Source organism: Cellulosimicrobium cellulans (assembly GCF_006539945.1).
GTDB classification, from domain to species: domain Bacteria; phylum Actinomycetota; class Actinomycetes; order Actinomycetales; family Cellulomonadaceae; genus Cellulosimicrobium; species Cellulosimicrobium cellulans.
This window is the reverse complement of record NZ_BJNZ01000011.1, coordinates 100,609-118,183: the sequence shown is the minus strand read 5'-3', so window position 1 is coordinate 118,183 and position 17,575 is coordinate 100,609. Positions and strand designations below refer to the sequence as shown.

The 17,575-nt window shown below is 76.2% G+C and carries 17 protein-coding genes; 4 read left to right on the top strand and 13 right to left on the bottom strand.

All coding sequences use genetic code 11. From position 1 onward, the window contains the following. Positions 1-17 precede the first annotated feature (17 nt). From CCE02nite_RS10550 to CCE02nite_RS10530, 5 genes are all read right to left on the bottom strand, one after another. The gene (locus CCE02nite_RS10550; protein WP_255318793.1) at positions 18-716 is read right to left on the bottom strand and encodes an NADH-quinone oxidoreductase subunit C; all 699 of its coding nucleotides are present in this window, start codon (positions 714-716) and stop codon (positions 18-20) included. A 74-nt stretch (positions 717-790) separates the two neighbouring features. Continuing rightward, positions 791-1,342 (bottom strand): NuoB/complex I 20 kDa subunit family protein, encoded by a 552-nt coding sequence (locus CCE02nite_RS10545; RefSeq protein ID WP_141389599.1) that lies wholly within the window; start codon positions 1,340-1,342, stop codon positions 791-793. 56 nt (positions 1,343-1,398) lie between these two features. Beyond that, positions 1,399-1,761, bottom strand: coding sequence for an NADH-quinone oxidoreductase subunit A (locus CCE02nite_RS10540; RefSeq protein ID WP_047234407.1), 363 nt, complete (start codon positions 1,759-1,761; stop codon positions 1,399-1,401). A gap of 106 nt (positions 1,762-1,867) precedes the next feature. Continuing rightward, positions 1,868-3,169, bottom strand: a complete 1,302-nt coding sequence (locus tag CCE02nite_RS10535; RefSeq protein WP_255318790.1) for a geranylgeranyl reductase family protein — start codon at positions 3,167-3,169, stop codon at positions 1,868-1,870. Positions 3,170-3,590: 421 nt separating this feature from the next. Continuing rightward, positions 3,591-4,286, bottom strand: coding sequence for a demethylmenaquinone methyltransferase (locus tag CCE02nite_RS10530; protein WP_053369903.1), 696 nt, complete (start codon positions 4,284-4,286; stop codon positions 3,591-3,593). Positions 4,287-4,365: 79 nt separating this feature from the next. Between CCE02nite_RS10530 and CCE02nite_RS10525 the strand changes: the two genes are divergently transcribed. Continuing rightward, a complete protein-coding gene (locus tag CCE02nite_RS10525) occupies positions 4,366-5,754 on the top strand; it encodes an isochorismate synthase (RefSeq protein ID WP_141389598.1) in 1,389 nt (462 codons plus the stop codon). Positions 5,755-5,862: 108 nt separating this feature from the next. Beyond that, complete coding sequence (locus CCE02nite_RS10520) at positions 5,863-6,399, top strand: GNAT family N-acetyltransferase (protein ID WP_141389597.1); 537 nt, start codon at positions 5,863-5,865, stop codon at positions 6,397-6,399. A gap of 208 nt (positions 6,400-6,607) precedes the next feature. Here the strand turns inward: CCE02nite_RS10520 and CCE02nite_RS10515 are convergent, their stop codons facing one another. The 6 genes from CCE02nite_RS10515 to pdxR form a co-directional block, all read right to left on the bottom strand. Then, positions 6,608-8,323 (bottom strand): S1C family serine protease, encoded by a 1,716-nt coding sequence (locus tag CCE02nite_RS10515; protein ID WP_141389596.1) that lies wholly within the window; start codon positions 8,321-8,323, stop codon positions 6,608-6,610. A gap of 95 nt (positions 8,324-8,418) precedes the next feature. Continuing rightward, positions 8,419-10,380, bottom strand: a complete 1,962-nt coding sequence (gene menD, locus CCE02nite_RS10510; RefSeq protein WP_141389595.1) for a 2-succinyl-5-enolpyruvyl-6-hydroxy-3-cyclohexene-1-carboxylic-acid synthase — start codon at positions 10,378-10,380, stop codon at positions 8,419-8,421. Then, positions 10,377-11,378: an o-succinylbenzoate synthase gene (locus CCE02nite_RS10505; protein ID WP_371861916.1), complete on the bottom strand. Its 1,002-nt coding sequence runs from the start codon at positions 11,376-11,378 to the stop codon at positions 10,377-10,379. Before CCE02nite_RS10505 ends, menD begins: the two co-directional genes overlap by 4 nt. Positions 11,379-11,430: 52 nt before the next feature. Continuing rightward, the gene (locus CCE02nite_RS10500; protein WP_141389593.1) at positions 11,431-12,036 is read right to left on the bottom strand and encodes a TetR/AcrR family transcriptional regulator; all 606 of its coding nucleotides are present in this window, start codon (positions 12,034-12,036) and stop codon (positions 11,431-11,433) included. Between the two features lie 5 nt (positions 12,037-12,041). Beyond that, positions 12,042-12,365: a DMT family transporter gene (locus CCE02nite_RS10495; RefSeq protein WP_141389592.1), complete on the bottom strand. Its 324-nt coding sequence runs from the start codon at positions 12,363-12,365 to the stop codon at positions 12,042-12,044. Between the two features lie 75 nt (positions 12,366-12,440). After that, the gene (pdxR, locus tag CCE02nite_RS10490) at positions 12,441-13,919 is read right to left on the bottom strand and encodes a MocR-like pyridoxine biosynthesis transcription factor PdxR (protein ID WP_141389591.1); all 1,479 of its coding nucleotides are present in this window, start codon (positions 13,917-13,919) and stop codon (positions 12,441-12,443) included. A gap of 67 nt (positions 13,920-13,986) precedes the next feature. Between pdxR and CCE02nite_RS10485 the strand changes: the two genes are divergently transcribed. Continuing rightward, positions 13,987-15,009 carry an EamA family transporter gene (locus CCE02nite_RS10485; protein ID WP_141389590.1) on the top strand — a complete coding sequence of 341 codons (1,023 nt, stop codon included), beginning with the start codon at positions 13,987-13,989 and terminating at the stop codon, positions 15,007-15,009. A 5-nt stretch (positions 15,010-15,014) separates the two neighbouring features. Beyond that, complete coding sequence (locus CCE02nite_RS10480; protein ID WP_141389589.1) at positions 15,015-16,034, top strand: 1,4-dihydroxy-2-naphthoyl-CoA synthase; 1,020 nt, start codon at positions 15,015-15,017, stop codon at positions 16,032-16,034. 9 nt (positions 16,035-16,043) lie between these two features. On the opposite strand, the gene CCE02nite_RS10475 is transcribed toward CCE02nite_RS10480, so the two are convergent. Together CCE02nite_RS10475 and CCE02nite_RS10470 are read right to left on the bottom strand one after the other, a co-directional pair. After that, a complete protein-coding gene (locus CCE02nite_RS10475; RefSeq protein ID WP_141389588.1) occupies positions 16,044-16,301 on the bottom strand; it encodes a hypothetical protein in 258 nt (85 codons plus the stop codon). Positions 16,302-16,440: 139 nt separating this feature from the next. Next, complete coding sequence (locus tag CCE02nite_RS10470; protein WP_141389587.1) at positions 16,441-17,517, bottom strand: DUF3048 domain-containing protein; 1,077 nt, start codon at positions 17,515-17,517, stop codon at positions 16,441-16,443. Between the last annotated feature and the right edge of the window lie 58 nt (positions 17,518-17,575).

Sequence of the window (17,575 nt, the reverse complement as noted above, 5' to 3'; positions counted from 1 at the left end):
GCCGGTGGTGTGCGTGCTCACGAGTACGACCTCCTCGTGTCGGGCGGGGGCACGGTCGCGCCCTTGTACTCGACGGGGATCCCGCCGAGCGGGTAGTCCTTGCGCTGCGGGTGGCCCGGCCAGTCGTCGGGCATCTCGATGCGCGCGAGCGACGGGTGGCCGTCGAAGACGATGCCGAAGAAGTCCCAGGTCTCGCGCTCGTGCCAGTCGTTCGTCGGGTAGACGGACGTCGTGGTCGGGACGTGCGGGTCGGCGTCGGGCACCGACACCTCGAGGCGCAGGCGACGCCCGTGCGTGATCGACGTGAGGTGGTACACGGCGTGCAGCTCGCGGCCGACGTCGTGCGGGAAGTGCACGCCGCTCACGCCCAGGCTCAGCTCGAACCGCAGGTCCTGGTCGTCGCGCAGCGCGCGGCACACGTCGACGAGGTGGTCGCGGTGCACGTGGATCGTCAGCTCGGCGTGCGCGCCGGGCGGGTCCACCACGACGCGCTCCACCGCGGCCTCGAACCGCGTGCCGCCCTCGGCGAGCACCTCCGCGAGGACGTCCACGACCTCGTCGAACCAGCCGCCGTACGGCCGCGGGCTCGCTCCGGGCATCGCGACGGGCTGGACGAGCCCGCCGTACCCCGACGTGTCGCCCGAGCCGTGGACGCCGAACATGCCCTCGCGCACCTCGACGACCTCGAGCGTGCGCGGAGCGCCCGCCCCGGTCACGAGGTCGCCGGACCGCGGGCCGTTGACCTCCTCGGGCTGCGGCACAGGCGTGCCGCCGCCCGTCTTCTCGTCCGTCACCGCAGCAGCCCCTTCATCTGGAACGTGGGCGTCGCCTCGAGCGCGGCTGCCTCGGCGGCGCGCGCCGCCTCCTTGCGGTTCACGCCGAGCGGCTCGTGCTGGATCTGCTCGTGCAGCGCGAGGATCGCGTTGATGAGCATCTCCGGCCGCGGCGGGCAGCCCGGGAGGTAGATGTCCACGGGCACGATGTGGTCCACGCCCTGCACGATCGCGTAGTTGTTGAACATGCCGCCGCTGGACGCGCACACGCCCATCGACAGCACCCACTTGGGCTCGCTCATCTGGTCGTAGACCTGCCGCACGACCGGCGCCATCTTCTGGCTCACGCGCCCGGCGACGATCATGAGGTCCGCCTGGCGCGGCGAGGCCCGGAAGACCTCCATGCCGAAGCGCGACAGGTCGAACCGCGAGGCGCCGGCGGCCATCATCTCGATCGCGCAGCACGCGAGGCCGAACGTCACGGGCCAGAGCGACGCCTTGCGCAGGTACCCCGCGAGGTCCTCGATCGTGGTCAGCAAGAAGCCCGAGGGAGCTTCCTCGATCCCCATGGTGTTCTCCTAGTTCTCTCGCCGGTGCCCGCTGGCGCGGACGGTCGGTCGCCCGCTCAGTCCCACTCGAGACCACCCCGGCGCCACTCGTAGACGAACGGGACGGTGATGAGCGCGAGGAACGCGAGCATCGCGACGAGGCCGAAGGTCGCGAGCGTCGCGAAGTCGACCGCCCACGGGTAGAGGAAGACGACCTCGATGTCGAAGACGATGAACGTCATGGCGACGAGGTAGTACTTGATCGGGAAGCGCCCGCCGCCGATCGCGTGGGGCGTGGGCTCGATGCCGCACTCGTAGGCGTCGAGCTTGGCGCGGTTGTAGCGCTTGGGGCCGATGACCGCGCTCGCGGCCACGCCGCCGAGAGCCAGCACGGCGGCCACGCCCATGAGGACGAGAAGCGGTACGTACGGGTTGGTCATCGCGTACTCCTCGAGTGGGGGCTCGGGACGGGAACGCCCGAGCGGTGCCCGGGAAGACCTGTGGGTGGTGCGGGTGCCCGCGTCGTTGCGGGCCCACCTCGTGGGCTCATGACGAGGGCACCACCCTCGTCAGCCCCGCGATGACGTGGTCGACCCAGTCGCCGCCGCGGGGCTCGTAGCAGTCGGACAGAAGCTTGAGGACGAACCGCATGACGACCGGGCGCGGGAGCCCGTAGCGCGTGCAGATCCGCATGATCTCGGGGTGCTCGATGAGCTTCACGAAGTACCGGCCGAGCGTGTAGTAGCCACCGAGCTCGCGGCGCATGATCCGCGGGTACGTCTGGAGCGCGCGCTCGCGACCGCCGTCGGTGAGCCGTACGCGCGACTGGGCGACGACGTCGGCCGCCGCCCGCCCGGCCTGCATCGCGTACGCGATGCCCTCGCCGTTGAACGGGCTCACCATGCCGCCCGAGTCCCCGACGAGGAGCACGCCGCGCGTGTACAGCGGGGACCGGTTGAAGCCCATGGGGAGCGCCGCGCCGCGCACGGGGGCGAGCCGGTTCTCCTCGGTGAACTCCCACTCCGCGGGCGCGTTGCGCATCCACGTGGCGAAGAGGTCCTTGTAGTCGACGTTCGCCGCCGACTGGCGCGCCGGGGTCGAGCTCACCGAGCCGAGCCCGACGTTCGCCGTCCCGTCGCCGAGCGAGAAGATCCAGCCGTACCCGGGCAGCAGGTTGGACTCGCGGGGCGTGCCGTCCCACAGCTCGAGGTGGGACTCCATCCACGGGTCGTCGTGGCGGGGGGTGCGGAAGTAGGTGCGGACGGCGACGCCGATCGGGCGGTCCTCGCGCCGCACGAGGCCGAGCGCGAGCGCGAAGCGCGACGAGACGCCGTCGGCGGCGATGACGACGGGCGCGCGGTAGGTGACCTCGTCGCCCGCGCGCCGGCCCCTGTCGTCCACGGGCCGCGCGGTGACGCCGACGACCCGCCCGGTGCGCTCGTCGAGCACGGGGCCGGTGACGGCGGTGCGCTCGAGGAGCTTGGCCCCCGTGCGCTGCGCGTGCTCGGCGAGCGTGCGGTCGAACGAGTGCCGCGCACGGGCCATGCCGTAGCTCGGGTACGACGCGAGGTCGGGCCACGCGAGCTCCCACGAGCGGCCGCTCGCGACGACGCGCAGGCCCTGGTTCCGGATCCAGCCGTCCTCGGCCCGTGTCGGGACGCCCATGCGCACGAGCTCGGCGACCGCGCGGGGCGTCAGGCCGTCGCCGCAGATCTTGTCGCGCGGGAACGACGACTTCTCCAGCAGCAGGACGCTCAGCCCGGCCGCGGCGCAGTAGTGGGCCGCCGCGGAGCCGGCCGGACCCGCGCCCACGACGATGACGTCGGCGTCGTCGAGCCTCGCGCCCACCGTGCTCACCTCACCGTCCGGTCGTCGGGACACCTCGTGGCGGACCACCGTCACCCGGGTCGGGACACGGTGCACCCACCGTCCTTGTGAAGTCGGTCACAATGGACATCGCCACTCTAGTCACTCCCGGCGCGGGATGTGTAGCAAGGCGACCCTTCCCTGGGAGATCCTGTGACGAAGGTCCTCCCCCGCGACGACTCCCGGCCCTGTGGCTCGGGACCGCCGGGCAAGGGGGCCCGCGCGCCGATGACCTAGCCTCCGCGGGCCTCCGCTGGCCGGCGCGGGTCGCGCGCAGCGGCATCGGCACGCGTCGTCCGAGGTCAGCGGCGTCCGGACGACGGCGCACGCCTCCGGCCGAGCGGCGCAGCGGGAGCCCCGGCGCCGGGGACGCGACCGTCGTCGGCCACGCCCGGTGACGGCGTCAGGCGGGACGCGTGCCCCGGTGGAGCGCGACGATCCCGCCGGAGAGGTTGCGGTAGGCGACCTTCTCCCAGCCCGCGCGGAGCAGGAGCCGGCCGAGCCCGACCTGGTCGGGCCAGGCCGCGATGGACTCCGCGAGGTACTCGTACGAGCCGCCCTCGCGCGTCACCGCGGCGGCGATGCGCGGCAGCGCCTGCACGAGGTACTCCTGGTAGACGACGCGGAACGGAGCCCACGTCGGGGTCGAGAACTCGCAGATCACCACGCGGCCGCCCGGGCGGACGACGCGCAGCATCTCGCGCAGCGCGCCCTCGGTGTCGACGACGTTGCGCAGCCCGAACGAGATCGTCACGGCGTCGAACGTGCCGTCCGCGAACGGCAGGCGCGTCGCGTCACCGGCGACGAACGGCAGGTCGGGCCGGCGCTCCTTGCCGACCTGGAGCATGCCGAACGAGAAGTCGCACGGCACGACGCGCACCCCGTCGTCGGCGAACGGCTCGGACGACGTCCCGGTCCCGGCCGCGAGGTCGAGGACCTTCTCCCCCGGCAGCGCGCCGACCGCGCGCACCGTCGCCCGGCGCCAGGCACGGTCCTGGCCGAACGACATGATGTCGTTCGTCAGGTCGTAGCGCGAGGCGATCCCGTCGAACATCGACGCGACCTCGGAGGGCTTCTTGTCCAGGTTGGCGCGGGGCATGCCGCCCATGCTTCCACGTCCGCGGGTGGCCGGGCGCACCGCAGGGCGCACCCGCGCGCGCGGCTTACGCTGGGAGGCGATGACTGCAGAACCGTCGGCCACGGCCGCACAGCCCCACCCCAGGCCGAGCATCGTCGTGCGGACCACCCCGATCCCCGACCTGCCCGGCGGTCTGGACGCCCTCGTCGACCTCCTGCCCGACGCGCGGCCCCTCGCCTGGGTGCGCCGCGGCGACGGGATCGTGGGCTGGGGCGAGGCGCTGCGCCTCGAGACGTGGGGCCCCGGGCGGTTCGCCGACGCCGAGTCCGCGTGGCACGAGACGCTCGCGCGCGCCGTCGTGCGGGACGAGGTGGGGCTGCCCGGGACGGGACCGGTCGCGTTCGGCTCGTTCGCGTTCGACGACTCCGCCCCCGGCGACGACGCGCACGACCCGGTCCGCGCGGGCGGCGTGCTCGTCGTGCCGCGCGTCGTCGTCGGGCGCCGCGACGGCCGGGCGTGGCTCACGACCGTCGACACCGCCGGCTCGCTCTCCTCGTCGCCGGCGGACGCCCTGCGGCGCACGCCCCGCGTCCCCGTGACGTCCCCGGGCGACGTGGCGTGGCACGACGGCGCGCTGCGGGCGGACGACTGGGCCGAGGTCGTGGCGGAGGGCGTCGAGCGCATCCGCTCGGGCGCGCTCGAGAAGGTCGTCCTGGCGCGGGACGTCGTCGCGCACACGACCGAGCCCGTGGACCCGCGCTGGCTGCTCTCCCGGCTCGCCTCGGCGTACGAGGCGTGCTGGACGTTCTCCGTCGACGGCCTCGTGGGTGCGACACCCGAGCTCCTGGTCCGCAGCGAGAAGGGGCTCGTCACGTCGCGCGTCCTCGCGGGGACGATCCGCCGCGGCGGGCTGTCCGACGACGAGGCGCTCCTGCGCGCAGCGCAGCTCGCCCGGTCGTCGAAGGACCTCGAGGAGCACGAGTACGCCGTGCGGTCCGTCGCGCAGGCGCTCGCCCCGTTCTGCTCGTCGATGAACGTGCCCGACGCGCCGTTCGTGCTGCACCTGCCGAACGTCATGCACCTCGCGTCGGACGTGACCGCGGTCCTCGCGCGCGGCGCGGTCGCGCCCGGCTCGTCGGGCGGCGGCTCGACGAGCGCCGAGACGGGGCCGACGAGCCTCGCGCTCGCGGCCGCGCTGCACCCCTCCGCGGCGGTGTGCGGCACGCCGACGAGCGTCGCGCGCGAGCTGATCCGCGAGATCGAGGGCATGGACCGCGGGCGGTACGCCGGGCCGGTCGGGTGGCTCGGCGCGGACGGCGACGGCGAGTGGGGCATCGCGCTGCGCTCGGCGGAGCTCTCGGCCGCCGACCCCCGGTCGGTGCGGCTCTTCGCCGGGTGCGGGATCGTCGCCGCGTCCGACCCGTCGGCGGAGGTCGCCGAGTCGGAGGCGAAGCTCGAGCCGATGCGCTACGCCCTCGGCGGGTCCTGACGCCCCGTACCGGCCGAGCGCCGGGTGCGGAACGTCACCCGCGCTGACTCCCGACCGCCACCCGGGACGCCCCGACCCGGGCGCGCCCCGCGCTGCTAGGTTCGGGAGGTGTCCGAATCCTCCCAGATCTCCGTCTCTCGCCCCAGCGTGCCGTCCGGCGTGCTCGTCCGCCGTGCCGTCGTCGCCGACCGTGACGACGTGTGGCCGCTCGTCCTCGAGCTGCCCCGCCACGACCCCGAGCGTGAGGCGTTCGAACGGTCCTTCGGGCCCCTGCTCGCCGCGCTCGACACGTACTTCGCGGTGGCGGAGCTGCCCGACCGCGGCGTCGTGGGGTACCTGCTCGCGAACCGGCACCTGACCTTCGCGTCCAGCGGCATCGTCTGCCGGGTCGAGGAGGTCGCCGTCCTCCCGTCGCACCGACGCCAGGGCATCGGCCGCCTCCTCCTCGAGAGCGCCGAGGACTGGGCGGCCGAGGTGGGCGCGCGCCGCGTCGGCCTCGCCACCGGTCTCTCCAAGGAGTTCTACGTCTCCGGCGGCTACGCCGAGACCGCCGGCTTCTTCACCAAGCGGGTGGAGGCACCCGCCTCGCCCGGCTCGTCGGGCGGCGACGCGCCGTGGGCGCCGAGCACCGTGGCCGCCGACTGAGCCCGACGACGACGAGCGGCCGGCACGGGGATCCGTGCCGGCCGCTCGGTGCGGTGCCCCGACCGCGGGGGGACGTCCACGGTCCGGCCACCCGCCCGCCGCGGTCAGAGGTCACGGCGGGACGTGGCGCGAGGTGCGGGTCGCGCGTGCCGGCACGACGACCCGCCCCCGCAGATCGTGGGTGCCCCTCGCGGGGCGCCCGTCAGGGTCAGCCCTGGCCGCCGAAGAACCAGTCGAACGGGTTCGGCACGTTGCCCGGGTCGGTCGGGTCGGTCTGCTGACCCTGGTCGCCGCCCTGCTCGCCCTGGCCGGGGAGCTGGCCCTGACCGTCCTGGCCCGGAAGCTGGCCCTGACCGTCCTGGGACCCCTGGCTCTCGTCGCCCGCGGGACGTGTCGCGAGCGTCACGTCGAGCTCGGTCGTCTTCCCGTCGCGCACGACGGTCAGCGTGGACTCGGCGCCCGCCGCGCGCTCGCGGACGAACGCGGTGAGCGACTCGGCGCCCCCGACGGCGTGGCCGTCGATCTCGACGATCACGTCACCGGACCGGATGCCGGCCTCGGCGGCCGGTGACCCCTCGGTCACCTCCTGGACCTCGGCGCCGCGGCGCGTGACGCCGTCCGCGGTCGCGGTCGCGTCCGCGAGCGTCACCCCGAGGAAGGCGTGCTCGGCGGTGCCGTTCTCGATGAGCTGCTGCCCGATCGACTTCGCGAGGTTCACCGGGATGGCGAACCCGAGCCCGATCGAGCCGGACTGGGTGCCGCCGCCGGAGAGCGTCGCGATCGACGACGTGATGCCGATGACTCGACCCTGCGCGTCGAACAGCGGGCCGCCCGAGTTGCCGGGGTTGATCGCGGCGTCGATCTGGATGGCGTTGGTCACGACGGACGTGCCGCCGTCCTCGCCGGACGCGGACACCGGGCGGTCGACGGCCGACACGATGCCGGTGGTCGCCGTGTTCGCGAGGCCGAGCGGGTTGCCGACCGCGAGGACGGACTCGCCGACGCTCACGTCGTCGGAGTCGCCGAGCGTCGCGGGCTGGAGGTCGTCGGGCGCGTCGACGAGCTGCACGACGGCGAGGTCGGTCGCCGGGTCGAGCCCGACGATCTTCGCCTCGAAGAGGCGCCCGTCGCTGAGCGTCACCTGGACGGTGTCGTTCTCCGCGCCGGACACGACGTGGTTGTTGGTCACGACGTGGCCCTGGTCGTCGATGATGACGCCCGACCCCTCGGCGCCGCCCTGCGCGGTCTGCACCTGGATCGCGACGACCGACGGGGCGACGGCCTTCGTCACGGCCTCCCAGTCGGGGTTCTGCGACGACGAGTCGGACACCGGCGCGGCCGTGTTCTCCTGGTGCTGGCCGACGTCCGCGAGCGACGCCGAGTCCTGGTCGGCGCCGAACGCACCGGTGAGACCGGCGGTGCCGACGCTCGCGAGGACCGCGGCCGCGGCCGCGGCGCTGACGACGGGCACCCACGTGCGCCGGCGCCTCGGGGTGTCCGCCGCGCCCTGCTCGGTCGGGACCGGCGGCGCGGGCGGCGGCCCGAAGCTGCCGGACGGCGCGTGCGGCCCGGACTGCGCGGGGCGCGCGTACGGGTTGGGCATCGGCGTCGCCGCGGTGTGCGCCGTGGGGGCGGGCTGCGGCGTGGAGAGATGCTGCACGTGCTGCGGCGCACCGAGCGGCTGCGTCGGGTGCGTCGTGGGGTGCGCCGCGGTCGGCGGGAGCGGCTGGGTCGCGGCGACGGGGGCCAGGGGCTGCGTGGGCGTCCCGGCGGGCGTCTCGGCAGCGACCGACGCGGCACGCTCGGCGGCGGCGGGCGTCGTCGCGGCCGACGTCGTCGCGGCGGGAGTGGCGGCCGGCGTCGACGCGGGCGCGTCGGGGGCCGGCGTGGTGGGGGTGGGCTCCGTGCCCGGGATGTTCGTCATGGTGGGCCTCCTCGGTTCTGCCCACTACTTCACACCGCCGCGCTTGAACGAGGCTTGAACGAGCCTGGGAGTTCGCTGCGAGTTCTGACGCGTCGTCAGCGGTCCGCCACGAGCGTCGCGCGGACGGCGTCACGCACCCGCCCCGCCAGGGCCAGGCCGGCCTGCCGTCGCTCCGCCCGGGACACGCGCACCTCCAGCACCTGGACGCCGTGGCTCGGGGTCGCCAGCGCGTGCCGCAGCGAGGGGACGTCCTGCACGAGCTGGTGGTCCACGCCGTACCCGGCGCAGAGCTGGGCGAGGTTCGCCTCGTGCGGGGTCGCGAAGACCCGCTCGAACGTGCGGGCCGCCGCCTCGGACGCGTCCCCGAGCCCGCCCGGCTCGAGACCGGCGAAGATCGAGCCGCCGTCGTCGTTCACCACGACGAGCTGGAGGTCGACGTGCGGCTCGTGCGGACCGCGCAGGAGGCCGCCCGCGTCGTGGAGGAACGTGAGGTCACCGAGCAGCGCGCGCGTGCGCCGGTGCGGGCGGGCGGTGGCCACCGCGGCGCCGAGCGCGGTGGACACGGTGCCGTCGATCCCGGCGAGGCCGCGGTTCGCGAGGACGCGCGGCGCGTCGGCGTCGAGGCCGAGCACGAGCGCCAGGTCGCGCACGGGGTTGGAGGACCCGACCACGAGGAGGTCGTCCGGTCCGCACGACCCGACGACGGCGCGCGCGACGCTCGGGCCGTCGGTCAGCGTCCCGCCGGTCGCCCCGGCGACGACCTCCGCGGCCGCGACCGACGCCGCGCGCCAGCGCGCGAGCCACACCGCGTCGGTCGCGTCGCCCGACGGCGGCCCCGGCACGACCTCGGACGGGTCCCGGACGCCCGGGCGCGGGTCGAGCCACCGCTCGGGTACCGCCGTCAGGACCGTGGAGGCGTTGCGCGCGGCGTCGGGCCACGGGCCGGCGCCCGGCGCGACGACGCTCACCTCGACGTCGGGCCGCCCGAGCAGGCGTTGCACGGGCCGCGAGAGGGTCGGCCGACCGAGGACGACGACGTGCTCCACGCCGTCCACGAGCCCGTCGACACCGAGCACGAGCGCGTGCGCGACGACCAGGTTCGGGCCGCCGGCCGCCCCCGAGGACGGCTCCGCGAGCAGCGGCCAGCCGCGCGCCTCGGCGAGGTCGCGCGCGACGCGGCCCGCGCCGTCGCCCGCGACGACGACGGTCCGTACGCCGGGGACCGGCACCGCGACAGGTGCGACGGGAGCGCCGAGGAGCGCGGCGTCGTCGCGCGGCGGGGAGCCCGACGGCACGGGCGGCACCGCGGGGGGCAGCACGACGGCCGAGCGGACACCGCGCGGGTCGGTACCCGGCCTGGCGAGCGCGTCGACGCCGGTCGCGACGCCGGGGACGAGGGGTTCGCGGTACGCGAGGTCGAGGTGCACCGGGCCGGGGTGCCCCGAGCGCGCGCCGACCGCCTCGGCGAGCGCACGCGTCGCGACGGCGAGGAGGTCGCGCACCTCGCCCGGGCGGCCGTCGGGCGCCGGGACGTCCGCGGCGAACCGCACCGCCGCGCCGAAGATCCCGGCCTGGTGCGTCGTCTGGTTCGCGCCCGTGCCGCGCAGCTCGTGCGGTCGGTCGGCGGTGAGGAGCACGAGCGGGACGCCCGCGTGGTGCGCCTCGAGCACCGCGGGGTGGAGGTTCGCGACGGCCGTCCCAGAGGTCGTGACGACCGCGACCGGCCGGGGCAGCGCGACCCCGCCGCGCACGACCGGTCCCGCGCCGCGCGAGAGGCCGACGGCGACGAAGCCGGCCGCGCGCTCGTCGACCCGCACGTGCAGCGTGAGGTGCCCGAGGTCGGACGCCGCCGCGAGCGCGTAGGCGAGCGGCGCGCTGCGCGACCCGGGCGCGAGGACGACGTCCGCGACGCCCTCGTGCAGCAGCCGGTGCACGAGCGCGAACGCGCTGCGCACCGCGGGCGGCTGTGCGTCCAGGCCGTCGAGCAGAGCGTCGAGCTCCGAGCCGTCGGGCGGCGTCCCGGCGCGCGAGCCGGGCGGGGTCCCGGGCGCGCTCATCGCGCACCTCCCGCGAGCACCAGGCCGGCGACGCGGTCGAGCCGTCGGCGCCAGCGACGGTCCGTCTCGTCGTCGGGCGCGGTGGCCGCGAGCGCCGCGGCGGAGGGCTCGGGGCGGACGACGGGCAGCGCACCGTCGACGGGCACGAGGGGCGGGTCGGCCACGTCGGCGACGAAGAGGTTCACGGTCGCGAGCCCGCACGCGTAGGGCAGCTCGGGGAGCGCGGCCGCGAGCGCGACGCCCGCGGCGATGCCGACGGACGACTCGAGCGCGGACGACACGACGACGGGCAGGCCGACCTGCTCGGCGAGGTCGAGGCACGCGCGCACGCCGCCGAGCGGCTGCACCTTGAGCACGACGACGTCCGCGGCGTCGGCGCGGACCACCGCGAGGGGGTCGGCGGCCCGGCGGATCGACTCGTCGGCGGCGACCGGCACCGCGGCGTCGCCCCGCTGGCCGCGCCGCACGGCCGCGAGCCCCGCGACGTCCGCGCAGGGCTGCTCGACGTACTCCAGCCCGCCCGCCGCGCGGTCGAGCGCGGGGAGCCGGCGCAACGCCTCGTCGACGTCCCACGCGCCGTTCGCGTCGACCCGCACGCGCCCACCGGGGCCGAGCGCGTCGCGCACGGCCTCGAGGCGCGCGACCTCGGCGCCCAGGGGTTCGAGCGCGCCGTCGGGCCCGCGCTGCGCGACCTTGACCTTCGCGGTGCGGCACCCTCCGGACGCGGCGACGAGCTCGCGCGCGCGGTCGGGCCCGACCGCGGGCACGGTGACGTTGACGGGCACGCGGTCGCGCACGGCGTCCGGCCAGCCCTGGTGCGCGGCTTCCTGGGCCGCGCGCAACCAGGACGCCGACTCGACGTCGTCGTAGTCCCAGAACGGGGAGAACTCGCCCCACCCGGCCTCCCCGCGCAGCAGCACGCCGTCGCGCGCGTCGAGCCCGCGGAACCGCGTGGTCAGAGGGGTGCGGTAGACGACGGTCTCGAGAGGGTCGGGCACGCGTTCCAGGCTAGGCCACCGCGGGCGGTCCCACGTCGCCGGCGGTGGGCCGTCAGCTCGCGCGAGGGCGGCCCACGAGCTCGCCGACGAGCTGCACGGCGAGCGCGCGCACGTCGCGCCCCTCGCTCAGGGCGCTCACGGCGGCGCCGTCCACCACGGCGATGAGCAGCGCGGGCGGCACGCTCGCGAGGCCGCGAACCGCGAGGAGCTGCCCGACGGCGTCGTCGAGGCCCTGCCGGCCCTCGCCGTAGGCCCGGGCGAGCGCGGGGTAACGACCCGCGCCCACGAGGTGCTCGTAGAAGCCGCGCAGCTCGCTCTCGCCCCCGGGCGGCAGGACGGCGTCGACGAGCACGTGCGCGTCCTCGCGCGCGCGGTCGCCGCCCCGCGCGGCCCGCGCGGCCGCGCCGCGGGCATGGTCCGCCCACCCGGCGACGACGACCTCGCCGGCCGCGCCGATGAGGTCGTCGAGGCCGGTGAAGTAGTACGTCGTGGCGGCGAGCGGGACGTCGGCCCGGGACGCGACGGCGCGGTGGGTCACCGAAGCCGGGCCCTCCTGGAGGATGAGGTCCGCGGCGGCGCGGACGATCGCGTCACGGCGCGCGACCCCGCGGGCCTGGCGGCGCGGCGCGGGCCGCGGGTCGACGGTCTCGGTCGGCATGGGTGTCAGTGCCCTCCCCCGGAGAGGTTGAGCCCGACGACCCCCGCGACGATCAGCACGAGGGAGATCACCTTGAGGACCGTGACGGGCTCGTCGAACAGGACGACGGCGAGGACGGCGGTGAGCGAGGCACCGATCCCCACCCAGACACCGTAGGCCACGCCGACGGGCAAGGACTTCAGGGCGATGCTCAGGCCGACCATGCTCAGGACGAGCATGACGACGAACGCGACGCTCGGCCAGAGCCTGGTGAAGCCGTGCGACGCCTTGAGGCTCAGGGCCCAGCCGGCCTCGAGCATGCCGGAGAGGATGAGGACGATCCATGCCATGAGGAGACTCCCTCGGGTCGACGCACCGGGTGGCAGGGCCCGCCGTCGTGCGCAGAACTGGTACTAAAGTACCAGTTAATCGGGCCGGGTCAAGGCCGCCGCCCGCAGCACGTCCGCCACGAGCCCGACGTCACCCTCGCGCACGCGCGCGGTGCCCACCACCACCCCGGCCTCGTGGCGGTCCACCCCCGTCCCGCTGAGCGGCTCGGCCGGCACCCCGACCGCGTGCAGACCGTCGACCGCGGCACGCTCGGCGGCCGGGCCGGGGAGCGGCACGACGAGATGCAGCCCGGCGGCGACCCCGCCCACCTCCACCCCCGGCAGGGCGCGCGCGAGCGCGTCGAGCAGCAGACGACGCCGTCGCTGGTACACGAGCCGGGCCCGGCGCAGGTGCCGCTGGTAGGCGCCCGACCCGAGCAGCGCCGCGAGCGCCGCCTGCTCGGGCACCGAGGTCCCGAGGTCCGCGTGCCGCTTCGCCTCCACCAGCGGCCCGACGACGCGCGGCGGCGCCACGACCCAGCCGAGCCGCAGCGCGGGCGAGAGCAGCTTGGACACCGAGCCGAGCAGGACGACACGCTCGGGGTCCAGGGCCTGCACGGAGGCCACCGGCTGCCGGTCGTACCGCAGCTCGGCGTCGTAGTCGTCCTCGAGCACGAGGCGGTCGCCCGCCGCCGCCCACGCGAGCAGCGCGCGCCGTCGCGCGGGACCGAGGACGACCCCGAGCGGGAACTGGTGGGCGGGCGTCACGAGGACGGCGCGCGCGTCGTCGGGCAGCAGGTCGGCGCGCAGGCCGTCGGCGTCCACGGGCACGCCGACCGTCCGCAGGCCGGCGTCGCGCAGCAGCTCGAGCGCCCCGCGCGACGACGGGTCCTCGACGGCCACCGCCGCCCGCCCCGCGGGGGCGGGGCCCGCGACCCGTCCCGCGGCGAGCAGCCGGGCGAGGAGGGAGAGCGCCTGGGCGACCCCGCTCACCACGACCACGCCGTCCGCCGTGACGTGCGCCCCCCGCGCGCGCCGCAGGTGGACCGCGAGCGCCTCGCGCAGCGCCGGCAGCCCCTGGGGGTCGGGGTAGCCCAGGTCGGCGTCGGCCAGGCCCCGCACGCCGTCGCGCACGGCGCGCGCCCACGCGGCGCGGGGGAAGAGAGCGGGGTCGGGCGTGCCGACGCTCACGGGCCGCGCCCCCGGCGCCGGGCCGGGCCAGGTGCCGGGCTCGGCGTCGGGCCCCGTGCCGGGTGCCGTGCCGGTCGGGCGGGGCGCCGCCGTCCCCGCACCGCCCGACGGCGGCGCGGGCAGCGCCGCCACGACCACCCCCGAACGAGGCCGGGACACGAGCAGCCCCTCGCCGACGAGCACGTCGACGGCGGTGGTCACCGTGCCGCGCGAGACGCCGAGCGCCGCCGCCGCGTCGCGGCTCGACGGGAGCACGGCGCCCGCCTCGAGCCGGCCGTCCACCACGGCCGCGCGCAGACCGACGTGGAGCCATCGGCCGACGTCGCGGCCCGGTCGTGGCCCGAGGGCGAGCAGCAGCGCGTCGGGCTCGATCCGGGTCGTCATCTGGCCCAGTGAACCAGGCACGATCTGGACCTGCACCCTGGTCCAGGCACGACCCTACGGTCGACGCATGGCCCACGCTCCCCGCCCCTCCCACGGCATCCCGTCCGACGACGGCGGCAGCGCGCCCGGCCCTCCCGGCCCGACGCGGTCCGGCGACCTCCGGTGCGCCGTCGGCATGGTGATCGTCGGCTCGTCGTTCGTCGCGTCCGCCGCCCTCGCCGACTTCCCGGTCCTCGGCGGGCAGGCCGCACGCTACGCCGTCGCGGCGCTCGTCCTGCTCGCCGTCCTCGCCGCGCGGCGCGTGCCGTGGGTCCTGCCGTCACCGCGCGCGCTGCTGCGCCTGACCGCGCTCGCGGCGACCGGTCTCGTGGGGTTCAGCGTCCTCGTCGTCGAGAGCGCGGGGCGCGCGGACCCGTCCCTCGTCGGGGCGGTCGTCGGCGCCTCGCCCGTGGTGCTCGCCGCGGCCGCCGCGCTCCGGGCGCGCCGCGTCGCGGTCCGGACCCTCGCGGCGGCGGTCGTGGTGACGGCCGGCGTCGTGGTCGTCGAGGGCGGCGGCTCGGGGGACCCGGTCGGCGTCGCGCTCGCGCTCGGGGCGCTCGCGTGCGAGGTGTGCTTCTCGCTGCTCGCCGTGCCGCTCCTGCCGACGCTCGGCGCGCTGCGCGTCTCCGCGTACGCGTGCGTCCTGGCCGTCCCCCAGCTCGCCGTGCTCGGCGTCGTCCGGCAGCAGGTCACGGGGCAGCCGTTCCTCGTCGCCCCCGAGGCCGCCGAGCTCGCCGCGCTCGCTTACCTCGCCGTCGTCGTCACAGCCGTGGCGTTCCTGCTCTGGTACTCCGGGCTTGCCGCGATCGGCCCCGCGCGGGCCGGTCTGTTCGCGGGCCTCCTGCCCGTCGCGGCGCTCGTGACCTCGGTCGCCCTCGGGTTCGAGGCGCTCGACGCCCGCTCCCTGGTCGGGACGCTCGTCGTCGGCGCCGGCCTCGTCCTCGGCCTCTCGGCGCCGCCGCGAGACGGCGCCGCCCCGGCGCCCGCGCCCCACGCCGACGAACGGGTCCCCGCGCCGGGCGCGGGCCTCGCCCCGCAGCGGCTACCGTGACGACCGTGAGCAGCTCCGAACCCCCCTCCGCCGTCCCCGCCGACGACCGCCGCGCGCACGCGCTCCCCCGCCAGGTGTCCGAGACGTTCGACCCGGGCGCGTGGCGCGACGTCGCCGGGTTCGAGGAGCTGACCGACGTCACGTACCACCGGGGCGTGGAGCGCGACACGGACGGCACCGTCGTGCGCGACCTGCCCGTGGTGCGCGTCGCGTTCGACCGCCCGGAGGTGCGCAACGCGTTCCGCCCCCACACCGTGGACGAGCTGTACCGCGTGCTCGACCACGCGCGCATGACGTCCGACGTGGGGACGGTGCTCCTCACGGGCAACGGCCCCTCCCCCAAGGACGGCGGGTGGGCGTTCTGCTCCGGGGGCGACCAGCGGATCCGTGGGCGCTCGGGCTACCAGTACACGACCGCGCCCGACGGCGGCGGCGACGTGCACACGCGCGACGCGGTGGACCCGGCCCGCGCGGGGCGCCTGCACATCCTCGAGGTGCAGCGGCTCATCCGGACGATGCCCAAGGTCGTGGTCGCGGTCGTCAACGGGTGGGCGGCGGGCGGCGGGCACTCGCTGCACGTCGTCGCGGACCTGTCGATCGCGAGCCGCGAGCACGCGCGGTTCAAGCAGACCGACGCGAACGTCGGCTCGTTCGACGGCGGCTACGGCTCCGCGTACCTGGCGCGGCAGGTGGGGCAGAAGCGGGCGCGGGAGATCTTCTTCCTCGCGCGGGAGTACTCGGCGCAGGACGCGTACGAGTGGGGGGCGGTGAACGAGGTCGCGGACCACGCGGACCTCGAGGCGCTGGCGATCGACTACGCGCGCACGATCGCGTCGAAGTCGCCGCAGGCGATCCGGATGCTCAAGTTCGCGTTCAACCTCGCGGACGACGGGCTCATGGGCCAGCAGGTCTTCGCGGGCGAGGCGACGCGGCTCGCCTACATGACCGACGAGGCCGTGGAGGGGCGCGACGCGTTCCTGGAGCGGCGCGACCCGGACTGGGGCCGGTTCGGCTACGCGTTCTGACCCGGCGGGTCAGGAGCCGGCGACGAGGCTCGTCAGCATCTCGATGAGGCCGCGGCCGACGAACGCCGCGGCGACGGCGAGGCCGAACAGGAGCCCGACCGAGATCGCGACGGGCGCGGCGGAGCGGGCGGCGCCGGGCTCGTCGTCGCGCGGCGTGCGCGGCGCGTAGGACGGCGGGAGCTGGCCCTCGGTCGAGCGCTGCGCGGCTCCCTCACCGGGGGTGCCGGGCTGGGACGGGTGGACGGGGTGCGGGACGACGGTTGCCATGACTCCACGGTGCCGCGCGGGGCCTCGTCACCGCGTCGGCCCCGCGGCTCGACCTGGCTGTCCGCCGGTCCCCCTCGGGGCGGAGCGGTCGTACGCCGTGGGGAGGACCCCGGAGACCACCGCCGGGCGAGAGGGGTGCTCAGCCGATCTCCCAGCTCCCCGACCCGGTCGGCACGAGCTCGATCCAGGAGGCGCCGGGCTCGAGCTCGACCGGCTTCCCGTCCGCCCCGGTGAGCACCACCGGGGACTCGACCGTCTCCTTGGACCACGTCACCGGTACCTGCTTGCCGCCGCTCGCGACGACGCCCTCGCCGGTCCCCACGAGCTTCGTCTCCGGGACGGGCACCCCCGCCGGGTCCTTGAACGCCGTGTCCTCCATCGGCGCGGACAGCAGCACGACGTTCGTCGCCGAGAGCCGCACCTCGTCCGACGACACGGCAGGAGCGTCGCCCTCGCTGCGCACGTAGCGACCCTCGTCCGCGTTCCACTCCCACACCGCGCTGCTCGCGAACGTGAGCCGCACGTCGATCCGGTTCGCGGCGCTGCCCGCCACGGTGGCCGTGCCGGTCCCCGGCTCCCGGGCGAAGACGAGCTGGGCGGGCGGGGGCGCGGTGCGGTCGTCGTCCGCCTGGGCCCAGAGCTCCTCCGGGCTGCCGTACACGTTGTGCGGCGCACGGCGCGCGCGGGTCGTGGTGAACCCGTCGTCACCCTCGTCCATGACGACCGACTGGACCCCCGCCGCGCGCACGGCATCGATGAACGGCTGCTGCCCGCCGGTGTACGCGAGGATCCCGTGCAGCGGGCCGACGATCGCCGGGTCCATCGGCCGGACCGAGCGCACCGGCCCCACGCTCTCGGGGACCTGCGAGTGGTAGACCGCGACGAAGCGCGTGATGCCGCCCTCGACGACCTCCTCCCACACGACGTCGGCCTGCTCGAGGCCGGTCTGCGGGCGCGCCTGGGGTGCGTTCTCGATCTTCACCGCGAGCGCCGGGCGGTCCGCGACCTCCTCGGCCTCGATGCCGGTCAGCGGCCAGACGAGCGGCACGTCCGGCGTCGGCGGTGCCCCCTTGTCCGCGGACACGTCCGCGTCGACGGTCTCCGTCGTGGGCGCGGCCGGCTCGCCGCCGCACCCCGCGAGCAGGACCGACGCCACGGCGAGCGCGACCACCAGCCCCGCCCGGACCGCACCGGGTCCTCGTCCCGTCCTCGTCATCCTCGACCTTCCCGTCGGTCCAGGACCCGGTCCTGGCTCTGCCCCTGCGACGGACGCG

What these genes read in the sequence shown, in the direction of transcription:
- CCE02nite_RS10545 (WP_141389599.1), bottom strand. Translation starts at nt 1,342, where the DNA reads ATGGGGATCGAGGAAGCTCCCTCGGGCTTCTTGCTGACCACGATCGAG.
- CCE02nite_RS10540 (WP_047234407.1), bottom strand. Translation starts at nt 1,761, where the DNA reads ATGACCAACCCGTACGTACCGCTTCTCGTCCTCATGGGCGTGGCCGCC.
- CCE02nite_RS10530 (WP_053369903.1), bottom strand. Translation starts at nt 4,286, where the DNA reads ATGCCCCGCGCCAACCTGGACAAGAAGCCCTCCGAGGTCGCGTCGATG.
- CCE02nite_RS10525 (WP_141389598.1), top strand. Translation starts at nt 4,366, where the DNA reads ATGACTGCAGAACCGTCGGCCACGGCCGCACAGCCCCACCCCAGGCCG.
- CCE02nite_RS10515 (WP_141389596.1), bottom strand. Translation starts at nt 8,323, where the DNA reads ATGACGAACATCCCGGGCACGGAGCCCACCCCCACCACGCCGGCCCCC.
- menD (WP_141389595.1), bottom strand. Translation starts at nt 10,380, where the DNA reads ATGAGCGCGCCCGGGACCCCGCCCGGCTCGCGCGCCGGGACGCCGCCC.
- CCE02nite_RS10500 (WP_141389593.1), bottom strand. Translation starts at nt 12,036, where the DNA reads ATGCCGACCGAGACCGTCGACCCGCGGCCCGCGCCGCGCCGCCAGGCC.
- CCE02nite_RS10495 (WP_141389592.1), bottom strand. Translation starts at nt 12,365, where the DNA reads ATGGCATGGATCGTCCTCATCCTCTCCGGCATGCTCGAGGCCGGCTGG.
- pdxR (WP_141389591.1), bottom strand. Translation starts at nt 13,919, where the DNA reads ATGACGACCCGGATCGAGCCCGACGCGCTGCTGCTCGCCCTCGGGCCA.
- CCE02nite_RS10485 (WP_141389590.1), top strand. Translation starts at nt 13,987, where the DNA reads ATGGCCCACGCTCCCCGCCCCTCCCACGGCATCCCGTCCGACGACGGC.
- CCE02nite_RS10475 (WP_141389588.1), bottom strand. Translation starts at nt 16,301, where the DNA reads ATGGCAACCGTCGTCCCGCACCCCGTCCACCCGTCCCAGCCCGGCACC.
- CCE02nite_RS10470 (WP_141389587.1), bottom strand. Translation starts at nt 17,517, where the DNA reads ATGACGAGGACGGGACGAGGACCCGGTGCGGTCCGGGCGGGGCTGGTG.